Origin of the sequence: Xenorhabdus entomophaga (assembly GCF_037996725.1) — a bacterium.
Lineage (GTDB): Bacteria > Pseudomonadota > Gammaproteobacteria > Enterobacterales > Enterobacteriaceae > Xenorhabdus > Xenorhabdus khoisanae.
In genome coordinates this window covers 1-216 of the sequence record NZ_JBBMXH010000568.1, presented here as the reverse complement: position 1 = coordinate 216, position 216 = coordinate 1, and the positions used below count along the sequence as shown (strand labels likewise).

Here is a 216-nt window from a genome sequence, read left to right as displayed (position 1 = left end):
TATATAACTTTTCATAATTATGAGAATTTCATATTTCCTATTCCTTTCCAACTATTTGCTGAAGCGGCATTCAAGAAAATCTTAACTCTTTTGATGAGCTGCCACATATATTGGCAACAATGATTGCGTGTCACCGTTTCATGTAATGATTGCCATAACCGTTCTATTTTATTCAACCACGGAGAATAAACGGGGAGAAATAACAGGGTTACTGTT

Annotated in this window: 1 protein-coding gene; it reads right to left on the bottom strand. The window is 34.7% G+C overall.

What is annotated here, in order from left to right; translation table 11 throughout:
* Positions 1 to 17 precede the first annotated feature (17 nt).
* Positions 18 to 216 (bottom strand): transposase (locus AAC854_RS24085; protein ID WP_340619232.1); only part of this gene is annotated, 199 nt, incomplete at its 5' end.